Consider the following 9,666-nt stretch of genomic DNA (forward strand, 5'->3'; position numbering starts at 1 on the left):
GCGCGTACGCGAGATAGGGGTTCGCGGCGGAATCCAGTGCGCGGTACTCGATCCGCGTCGACTGGCCCTTGTTCGGCTTGTACATCGGCACGCGGATGAGCGCGGAGCGGTTGGCGTGGCCCCAGGTCACGAAGCTCGGCGCCTCGTCCCCGCCCCAGAGCCGCTTGTACGAGTTCACGAACTGGTTCGTGACGGCTGCGATCTCGTTCGCATGGCGCAGGAGCCCGGCGATGAACTGGCGTCCCGTGCGGGAGAGCTGGTACCGCGCGCCCTCCTCGTAGAACGCGTTCAGGTCGCCCTCGAACAGGGACAGGTGCGTGTGCATGCCGCTGCCGGGGTGGTTGTTGAGCGGCTTCGGCATGAACGTCGCGTAGACGCCCTGCTCGATCGCCACCTCCTTGACCACGGTGCGGAAGGTCATGATGTTGTCGGCGGTGGTGAGCGCGTCCGCGTAACGCAGGTCGATCTCGTTCTGGCCGGGACCGCCCTCATGGTGGCTGTACTCCACCGAGATGCCGAGGTCCTCCAGCATCCGCACCGCGCTGCGGCGGAAGTCGTGCGCCGTGCCGCCCGGGACGTTGTCGAAGTACCCCGCGGAGTCCGCCGGGACCGGTCCCTCCGGACCGAACTGCGACGACTTCAGCAGGTAGAACTCGATCTCGGGATGCGTGTAGAAGGTGAAGCCCGCATCGGCCGCCTTGGCGAGGGTGCGCTTGAGCACGTGACGCGGGTCCGCCACCGCGGGGCGCCCGTCTGGAGTGGTCAGGTCGCAGAACATCCGCGCGGTCGGGTCGATCTCGCCGCGCCACGGCAGGATCTGGAAGGTCGTCGGATCCGGCTGCGCCAGCAGGTCGGACTCGAAGGTGCGCGTCAGGCCCTCGATCGCGGAGCCGTCGAACCCGATGCCCTCGGCGAAAGCACCCTCGACCTCGGCCGGCGCGATCGCGACCGACTTCAGGGTGCCGATCACGTCGGTGAACCAGAGCCGGATGAACTTGACGCCGCGCTCCTCGATCGTGCGCAGGACGAAGTCGCGCTGCTTGTCCATCCCGCTCATCGAGCGCCGTCCGGGCCCCAGTTGTCCTCGGCCGCGTCCTCGTCGGCCCACGCCTTGGAGCGCTCCTGCAGCACCTCGGGCGCGCGAGCGGCCTCCTCGGCGGTGTCGAACGGCCCGATGCGGTCGATCGACGGCGATTCCAGACCGTACTCGACCTCACCGGTGCTGCTGTTGAACCAGTACTTGTTCTCGCCGGACATCGCTGCTCCTCCTAGGCCTTTGTCACGATCCTACTGGCGCGCCCGCGTCTCGCTAGGCTGTTGCGCATGGCAAAAGCGATCGGCGTGGACATCGGCGGAACCGGCATCAAGGCCGGCATCGTCGACCTCGAGCACGGAACCCTCGAATCGGACCGCATCCGGGTCCCCACCCCGAAGGGCGCGGCGCCCGCCGACGTGCTCGCGGCCGTCAAAGAGGTGCTCACGACGCTGGGCGTGCAGGACTCGAACCTGCCCTTGGGCGTGGCCTTCCCCGCGATCGTGAAGTACGGCAAGACGCTGTCCGCCGCGAACATCTCGAAGGAGTGGATCGGCTTCGACGCCGAGCAGTTCTTCGAGGACGGCCTCGGTCGCCAGATCCACTTCGTGAACGACGCGGATGCCGCCGGAGTCGCAGAGAGCCGCCACGGCGCGGCGCGCGACGCCAGGGGGCTCACGATCCTCGCGACGCTGGGCACCGGCATCGGCTCCGCCTTCCTGTACGACGGCGTGCTCGTGCCGAACACCGAGCTCGGGCACCTGAACTTCCGCGGCGAGTCGATCGAGAAGTGGGCCGCCTACTCGGCCATGGAGCGCGACGAGCTGAGCTGGGAGGACTGGTCCGCACGACTGCAGGACTTCTTCTCGCACGTGGAGTTCCTGTTCAGCCCCGACCTGTTCGTGGTCGGCGGCGGCGTCTCCAAGCACCCGGAGAAGTTCATTCCGCTGCTGGATCTGAAGACCCCGATCGTCGCGGCGATCCACCGCAACTCGTCCGGCATCATCGGCGCGGCCTCGCTGGCGGGCGACTGACGCCAGAGCCCTCGGCGACTTCACGCATCGAGAAAGGCCCGGATCCGCGCACTCGCGGATCCGGGCCTTCTTCGTGAGGGGAACGGGCCGGCCTGTACGCCGGGTTCTGTGCCGGGGCCCCTCTCGGGGTGTCCCTTCGACGGTCATCTCTCTCGGCGACGCGTTGCCGCGCCGCTCCAGCGGCCTACCCGGGGACTCGGCGAGCCGCGTCAACATCCCCTGTCTGGCCTTGCTCCGGGCGAGGTTTACCTGGCGGGCCGTGTCACCACGGCCCCCGGTGGTCTCTTACACCACCCTTTCACCCTTACCCCTTGCGGGGCGGTCTTCTCTCTGTGGCACTGTCTCGCGGATTGCTCCGGGTGGGTGTTACCCACCGCCCTGCCCTGTGGAGCCCGGACGTTCCTCGGTGCGGTCTCCCGCCACGCGACCGTCCAGCCGACCCGTTCGACTCCAGTCTACGAGTCCTTGCCCGCGTCCTCCGCGATCCGCAGATCGAGCGGGATGTCGATCTCGAACCCGGGGAACAGCCGGCGGGTCGCCGCGTCCGCCGCGTCCTGCACCACGCGCGCGGCATCCTCCGCCTGTTCGAGCGGCGCATGCACGATCACCTCGTCGTGCAGGAAGAAGGCCAGGTGCGCCCGGCGCGCGAACACCGGGCCGGAGCGGGGCGCGGGGTCGCGCGCGTCGGGGAGGGCCGAAAGGCGGTGCCGGATCTCGGCCAGCCACAGCAGCGACCACTCGGCCGCGGTGCCCTGCACCACGAAGTTGCGCGTGAACCGGCCGCGATCCCTGGCTCTGCTCCGCGCGACCCGCTCGTCGGCCCCGTCCGCGTCCGGGTCGCTCGCGCGCGCCTGCGCAGCCGCCCACAGCGCGTCGGGGCGGGGCGAGCTGCGGCCGAGGAGCGTCGAGACCACGCCGCCGTCCTCCCCCGTCTTGGCCGCCGCATCCACGAGCGCCATCGCGCGGGGGAAGACGCTCCGCAGCCGAGGGCCGAGCCGGCCGCTGGGACCGGTCGTGGCGCCGTACATCGCACCCAGGACCGCGTACTTCGCCTCCTGCCGGGTCTGCACCGCACCGGAGCGCACGACGCCCTCGTAGAGGTCGGCGCCTTTCGCGGCCGCGGCCATCGCCCGGTCCTTCGACATCGCCGCGAGCACGCGCGGCTCCAGCTGCGCCACGTCGGCGCAGACGAGCGTCCAGCCGTCGTCGGCGCGCACCGCGGGGCGCAGGCTCCGCGGGATCTGCAGCGCGCCGCCGCCGCTCGACGCCCAGCGGCCGGTGACGACGCCGCCGGTGAGGTAGATCGGCCGGAAGCGCTCCTCGCGCACCCACTCTCCGAGCCAGGACCAGCCGTTGGCCGTGTACAGGCGGGCGAGCTTCTTGTACGTCAGAAGCGGCTCGACGACGGGATGCTCGATCTCGCCGAGCTCCCAGCGCGAGGTGGAGTCGACCAGGATTCCAGCCCGGCGCAGCGACTTCAGCAGACGCGGCGGGCTGTCCGGGTTGACCGTGGCGTCCTCGAGGGACTCGCCGATCGCGACCGCGAGCTCGGCCATCCGGATCGGCCGCGCGCCCGGCGCCGGGCGCGGACCGAGCGCCTCGACGAGCAGGCGCTCGTGCACCGCCGTGCTCCACGGCAGGCCCGCGGCCGTCATCTCCTCCGCGATGAGAGCCCCCGTCGACTCCGCCGCGCACAGCAGGGCGAGGCGGCCGTCGGGTGCGAGGCGCAGGGCGTCGCGCTGGCGGGCGTATTCGGCCAGCAGCTCGTCGATCTCCGCAGAGGTGTCGCCCGGGCGCTGCGGCGAGACCTCGTGCAGGTCGAACAACGCGGGCGTCTCGATCGTCGTCGCCAGCGGATCCGCCCTGACCCATCGCGACGAGGACGGGATCGGATCCGCCAGGCTCGTCGTGTCGCGGAGGATCGCGTGACACAGCAGCAGGTCGTGAGCGCGGCGGATCCTGATCCCCGCGGCGAGCAGCGGCGGATACACGTCACGGAGATGCCGGACCACCCAGCGCGGGCTGGCGGCCGCCTCGAGGCGGGAGACCTCGGCGGTCAGCGCGGAGGCGGCGACCTCGTGCCGGCTCTGCTCCGCGCCCTCGTCGTCGAACAGCACCAGCGACCACGCGTCGGGCCGGGCCGACCGCCCCAGCACGATCTCGTGCGGAGCAGCCGATTCGATCATGTCTTCGAATCTACGCCCTCATCGGGCTCCGGACCGGCAGCCGCGTCGCGCCGGAGTCGCGCCGCGGGTGTGTCGGCATGTATCGCGCACCGCGCGCTCCGCGCCGGCGACGGTTAGCGTGGAGTCACCGGAGAGGAGTCCCCCATGTCCGATGCATCGCCCTTCATCGCCCACAACGGCTTCACCCTGCCCGCGCAAGGTCTCGGCACCTACGGTTTCCGCGGAGAGGCCGGCGCGGACGCGGTCCGCAGCGGCATCGAGAGCGGATACCGGCTCATCGATTCCGCCTTCAACTACGAGAACGAGGGCGCTGTCGGCTGGGGCATCTCCGGGGCCGCCGTGGAGCGCGCGGAGCTCATCGTCACCTCGAAGCTGGCCGGACGCCATCACGCGCGGGACAAGGCTCTCGTCGCGATCGAGGAGAGCCGGTTCCGCCTCGGCGTCGAAGCGATCGACCTGTTCCTCATCCACTGGCCGCTGCCGCGTGTGGATTCCTACGTCGAGGCCTGGCAGGCGCTCATCGAGGCGCGAGAGCGCGGGCTCGTGCGCCAGATCGGCGTGTCGAACTTCCTCCCCGAGCACCTCGAGCGCATCGAGGACGCGACCGGGGTGCGGCCCGTCGTGAACCAGATCGAGCTGCACCCGCGGTTCCCGCAGGAGGAGGCGCTGGCCTACCACCGCGCCCAGGGCATCGTCACCGAGGCGTGGAGCCCCCTCGGCAGGGCCGGCGATGTGCTCGACGATCCCACGATCACCCGCGTCGCCGCGGCGCACCGCATCACGCCGGCGCAGGCCGTGCTGGCCTGGCACGCGGGCCGCGGCGTGGTGGCGATCCCGAAGGCGGCGTCGCCCGAGCATCAGGCGCTGAACCTCGCGTCCGCCCAGGTGCGGCTCAGCGCCGAGGAGATCGCCGAGATCACGGCGCTCGGCGCACCGGACGGGCGCCTCTGGGGCGCGGATCCCGCCACCCACGAGGAGTTCTGAGGGCGCTGCGCCGCAGGCTCAGTCCGCCGGGGCGGAGCTCTTCAGCCCCGACTCCTCGGTGCGGATCAGGATGCAGCCGCACTCCGGGCAGGACACGACGTCGTCGTCCGCAGCCTGACGGATGACGTTCAGATCGATCCCGGAGAGCACCATGCGGCACCCTTCGCAGGTGCCACGGCGCAGCAGTGCGGCGCCCGCGGTGCGGCCCACGCGGCGCTGGTACTCGGCCATGAGCGACGGGGAGACGGAGTCGACGAGGGCGACCCGGTCGCGGGCGAGTTGCTCGCCCTCGGTCGTCGCCGCGGCGATGAGAGCCTTGGCCTCCGCTGTCAGTCGCGTGCCCTCGGCCACGGTCTCGTCGATGAGCGCCTGCTGGACGGAGACAGCGGCCTCCGCGTCCTCGAGGCGACCCATGAGCTCGAGCTCGGCGTCCTCGAGATCGCTGATCCGTCGTCCGAGGCTCGCGATCTCCTGCTCGAGCGCGACGGCGTCCTTGGGGTTCTGCGTCGCGGCGAGCCGCCCGGCATCCCTGTCTCGGCGCTGCGCGGCGAGAGCCACGTCGGATTCCAGGCGCTTGAGCTCCGCCTGGACGTCGTCGCGCCGACCGGACAGCACGGTCAGCTCGCGCAGCTGGCCCTGCCGCAGGGCGGCGAGCTCGTTGATCCGCTCCCCCTGGACCGGATGCGTCCGCGCGTAGTCGGCCTGCGCGATGCGGCGGTCGATGTCGGCGATGTCGAGGAGCACGATCTGGTGCGCGGGATTGGCTTTCACGCCCCTAAACCTACGCCAGACGAGCGCGCCGCCGTGCGCGCCACCGGGGTCAGGACAGGTCGCCGTCGACGTAGTACCAGCGCCCGCCCTCGCGCACGAAGCGGCTGCGCTCGTGCAGCACCCCGCGTCCGCTCGGGTCGCGGTGGACCGCCTCGAACTCCACGATGCCGTCCTGGTCGAACGGCCCTCCTCCGACCTTCGCCAGGATGTCGAGGCGCAGCCAGCGCACCTCGGGGTCGATGTCGAGGCTCGCCGGGCGGGTCGACGGATGCCAGGAGCGCCGCAGATACCCCGCGTCGCCGAGCGCGAATGCGGTGTAGCGCGAGCGCATGAGACGCTCTGCGGTGGGCGCGGGGCGCCCGTCCAGGATCGGACCGCAGCAGGCGTCGAGGACGTCGCCGCTGCCGCACGGGCACCGCTGCCCGCCCCGCTCGGACGTCGGTGCCTCGTTCATCACGTCCAGCCTATTCCGTGTCGAGCATCTCTTCCGGAATACCCCTAGGGGGTATATGGTTGGGCACATCATGGACGAACGAACGCAGCACGGCGGCCACCCCGCGGACGGCATCGCGATGCACGATCACACGATGCACGATCACGGAGCGGGACACGAGATGCACGCCGCGACGGATCACACGCAGATGCACGACGCGCACGCGGACCACCCCGGCCACTCCGATCACACCGGATCGCAGGACCACGCCGGCCACGGCGGCCATGCCGGTCATGGCGATCACGTCGCACGGTTCCGCCGCCTCTTCTGGATCATGCTGGTGCTGGCGGTTCCGGTCGTCGCCTTCTCCCCCATGTTCGCGATGCTCGTCGGCTACCACGTGCCGGACGTGTTCGTGCTGCAGGCGATCCCGCCGGTGATCGGCACCGTGCTGTACGTCTGGGGCGGGCAGCCATTCCTGACCGGCGCCATCTCCGAGATCCGCGGGCGGCGCCCCGGGATGATGCTGCTCATCGCGCTCGCGATCACCGTCGCCTTCCTCGCCTCCTGGGGCGCAACGCTCGGGCTCCTCGACCATGAGCTCGACTTCTGGTGGGAGCTCGCCCTCCTCATCGTGATCATGCTGCTCGGGCACTGGATCGAGATGCGCTCGCTCGCGCAGACGACCTCCGCCCTCGATTCGCTCGCCGCGCTCCTGCCCGATCAGGCCGAGCGCGTGGACGGCGACGATGTCGAACTCGTCGCCCCGGCCGACCTCCGCGTCGGCGACATGGTGCTCATCCGCCCCGGCGGCCGGGTGCCGGCCGACGCGGTGGTCGTGGACGGATCCGCGAACGTGGACGAGTCGATGATCACCGGCGAGTCCCGGGCGGTGCCCCGGACGACCGGCGATCAGGTCGTCGCGGGAACCATCGCGACGGACTCCGCGCTGCGCGCGCGGGTGACCGCGGTCGGGGACGACACGGCCCTCGCGGGGATCGGGCGACTGGTCGCCGAGGCGCAGTCCTCGTCCTCCCGCGCGCAGCGCCTCGCGGACCGCGCGGCGGGGTGGCTCTTCTGGTTCGCCCTCCTCGCCGGCATCCTGACCGCCATCGTGTGGACCGCCATCGGGCTGCCCGATGCGGCCGTCGTCCGCGTCATCACCGTGCTCGTGATCGCCTGCCCGCACGCGCTGGGGCTCGCGATCCCGCTCGTGGTGTCGATCGCGACCGAGCGCGCGGCGCGCGGCGGGATCCTCGTGAAGGACCGGATGGCGCTGGAGCGGATGCGTCAGGTCGACGCCGTGCTGTTCGACAAGACCGGCACCCTCACCGAAGGGGCGCCCGCGGTGACCGGCATCGCCGTGGCCGAGGGGTTCACCGAGGACGAGACGCTCGGCCTGGCCGCCTCGGCGGAGTCCGACTCCGAGCACCCGCTCGCCGCCGCGATCCGCACCGCCGCCGAGAGCCGCGGCCTCGCCCGTGGCGCGGTGTCGGGGTTCCGCTCCGAGCCGGCGCTCGGCGTGCGCGCCGTCGTCGACGGGCGCACGGTCGACGTCGGCGGACCGGCACTGCTCCGGCAGGCGGGGGCGGCGGAGATGCCGGAGGCGGCGGGATGGCGTGCAGAGGGCGCGATCATCCTGCATGTGCTCGTGGACGGCCGCACGGCCGGCGCGCTCCGGCTCGCCGACGCGATCAGGGAGGAGTCCCGTGCGGCGGTGCGCGCGCTGCAGCAGCGCGGCGTGGACGTCGTGATGATCACCGGCGACGCTGAGGCGGTCGCCGCCTCCGTGGCCGCCGAACTGGGCATCGAGCGGTACTTCGCGGGCGTGCGCCCCGAGGACAAGTCGGCACGGGTCGCCGAGCTGCAGGCGGAGGGACGGACGGTCGCGATGGTGGGCGACGGCGTGAACGATGCGCCGGCGCTCGCACGGGCCGACGTGGGCATCGCGATCGGGGCCGGAACCGACGTCGCGATCGGATCCGCCGGGGTCGTGCTGGCCAGCTCGGATCCGCGTTCCGTCGTGGCCACGATCGAGCTGTCCCGCGCCGCCTACCGGAAGATGCGGCAGAACCTGTGGTGGGCCGCCGGCTACAACCTGGCCGCCGTCCCGCTCGCCGCGGGCGTGCTCGCCCCGATCGGCTTCCTGCTGCCGATGTCGGTCGGCGCGATCCTGATGTCGGTCTCCACCGTGGTCGTCGCCCTCAACGCGCAGCTGCTGCGCCGACTCGACCTGCGGCCGGAGAGCGTCGCCGCAGGGCCGGAGCAGCGCTCGCGCTGAGCACAGGACCGGGTCGGGCTCAGAGTCCGATCCGGTCCAGGGCGACCGACAGCCGATCGACCGTGCCGTCCACGTCCGCGAGCTTGTCGAGGCCGAACAGTCCGATCCGGAAGGTCGAGAACGACTCGGGCTCGCCGCAGTGCAGCGGCACTCCTGCCGCGATCTGGAGTCCCTGCTCGCGGAACAGCGCGCCCGTGCGCAGTCCCGGATCCGTGGTGTGCACGACCGCGACGCTCGGCGAGGCGAAGCCATCCGCCGCCACCGAGGGCAGCCCGCGCTCGGCCAGCAGAGCGCGCACGCGGGTGCCGAGATCCCACTGCGCGGCGCGCAGCGCCTCGAACCCGCGCTCGCGGGTCTCGGTCATGGCGACGGCGTTGCGCGCGAGCGTGTCGGTCGGCATCGTGGCGTGGTACGGCGCGCGCCCCGCGACGTACTCCTCCGAGATCCACAGCCATCGGGCGAGATCGATCGCGAAGCTCGACGAGGTGCGCGAGGTCACCGCCTCGCGTCCGGCATCGCTCAGCATGACGTAGCCGGCCCCCGGGGATCCGCTCCAGCCCTTCTGCGGCGCGCTCAGCAGCACGTCGACGCCGAGCGCGTCCATGTCGACCCAGATCGCGCCGGACGCGATCGAGTCCAGCACGAGCAGTCCGCCGACCTCGTGCACGGCGTCGGCGAGGGCGCGCACATACTCCTCCGGCAGCAGGATGCCCGCCGCGGTCTCCACGTGCGGCGCGAAGACGACCTCGCTGCGCTGCGCGCGGATCGCGGCGACGACCTCGTCGATCGGCGCCGGCGCCCACGCGGACTGCGGATCCTCCGACTCGGCGCGGGCCGTGCACACCACCGTGTTCTGGGCGATGTCGCCGACGTCGAGGATCTGGGACCAGCGGTAGGAGAACAGGCCGTTGCGGACGATGAGGCATCGTCGCCCGGTGGCGAGC

The 9,666-nt window shown here is 71.8% G+C and carries 9 protein-coding genes and 1 other RNA gene; 3 read left to right on the forward strand and 7 right to left on the reverse strand.

Going from position 1 to position 9,666, the window contains the following annotated elements; all coding sequences use genetic code 11:
- Positions 1-1,048 (reverse strand): glutamine synthetase family protein (locus B7X32_RS14410; protein WP_292720945.1); only part of this gene is annotated, 1,048 nt, incomplete at its 3' end.
- 5 nt (positions 1,049-1,053) lie between these two features.
- Positions 1,054-1,257, reverse strand: coding sequence for an SPOR domain-containing protein (locus B7X32_RS14415; RefSeq protein ID WP_292720948.1), 204 nt, complete (start codon positions 1,255-1,257; stop codon positions 1,054-1,056).
- 66 nt (positions 1,258-1,323) lie between these two features.
- On the opposite strand from B7X32_RS14415, the gene ppgK reads away from it, so the two are divergent.
- Positions 1,324-2,067, forward strand: a complete 744-nt coding sequence (gene ppgK / locus B7X32_RS14420) for a polyphosphate--glucose phosphotransferase (protein WP_292720951.1) — start codon at positions 1,324-1,326, stop codon at positions 2,065-2,067.
- 79 nt (positions 2,068-2,146) lie between these two features.
- Here the strand turns inward: ppgK and rnpB are convergent.
- An RNA gene (gene rnpB, locus B7X32_RS14425) (RNase P RNA component class A) lies at positions 2,147-2,510 on the reverse strand.
- A 12-nt stretch (positions 2,511-2,522) separates the two neighbouring features.
- Complete coding sequence (locus tag B7X32_RS14430; RefSeq protein WP_292720953.1) at positions 2,523-4,253, reverse strand: bifunctional 3'-5' exonuclease/DNA polymerase; 1,731 nt, start codon at positions 4,251-4,253, stop codon at positions 2,523-2,525.
- A 144-nt stretch (positions 4,254-4,397) separates the two neighbouring features.
- Here B7X32_RS14430 and B7X32_RS14435 point away from each other — a divergent pair, with 144 nt between their 5' ends.
- Positions 4,398-5,237: an aldo/keto reductase gene (locus B7X32_RS14435; protein WP_292720956.1), complete on the forward strand. Its 840-nt coding sequence runs from the start codon at positions 4,398-4,400 to the stop codon at positions 5,235-5,237.
- Between the two features lie 18 nt (positions 5,238-5,255).
- Here B7X32_RS14435 and B7X32_RS14440 read toward each other — a convergent pair whose 3' ends face one another.
- The gene (locus tag B7X32_RS14440) at positions 5,256-6,008 is read right to left on the reverse strand and encodes a C4-type zinc ribbon domain-containing protein (protein WP_292720959.1); all 753 of its coding nucleotides are present in this window, start codon (positions 6,006-6,008) and stop codon (positions 5,256-5,258) included.
- 49 nt (positions 6,009-6,057) lie between these two features.
- The gene (locus B7X32_RS14445; protein ID WP_292720962.1) at positions 6,058-6,462 is read right to left on the reverse strand and encodes a YchJ family protein; all 405 of its coding nucleotides are present in this window, start codon (positions 6,460-6,462) and stop codon (positions 6,058-6,060) included.
- A 187-nt stretch (positions 6,463-6,649) separates the two neighbouring features.
- Between B7X32_RS14445 and B7X32_RS14450 the strand changes: the two genes are divergently transcribed.
- Positions 6,650-8,722, forward strand: a complete 2,073-nt coding sequence (locus tag B7X32_RS14450; RefSeq protein WP_292720966.1) for a heavy metal translocating P-type ATPase — start codon at positions 6,650-6,652, stop codon at positions 8,720-8,722.
- 19 nt (positions 8,723-8,741) lie between these two features.
- Here the strand turns inward: B7X32_RS14450 and B7X32_RS14455 are convergent.
- The coding region (locus tag B7X32_RS14455; protein ID WP_292720964.1) for an aminotransferase class V-fold PLP-dependent enzyme at positions 8,742-9,666 on the reverse strand (925 nt) is incomplete at its 5' end.

The organism is Microbacterium sp. 13-71-7 (assembly GCF_002257455.1).
Lineage (GTDB): Bacteria > Actinomycetota > Actinomycetes > Actinomycetales > Microbacteriaceae > Microbacterium.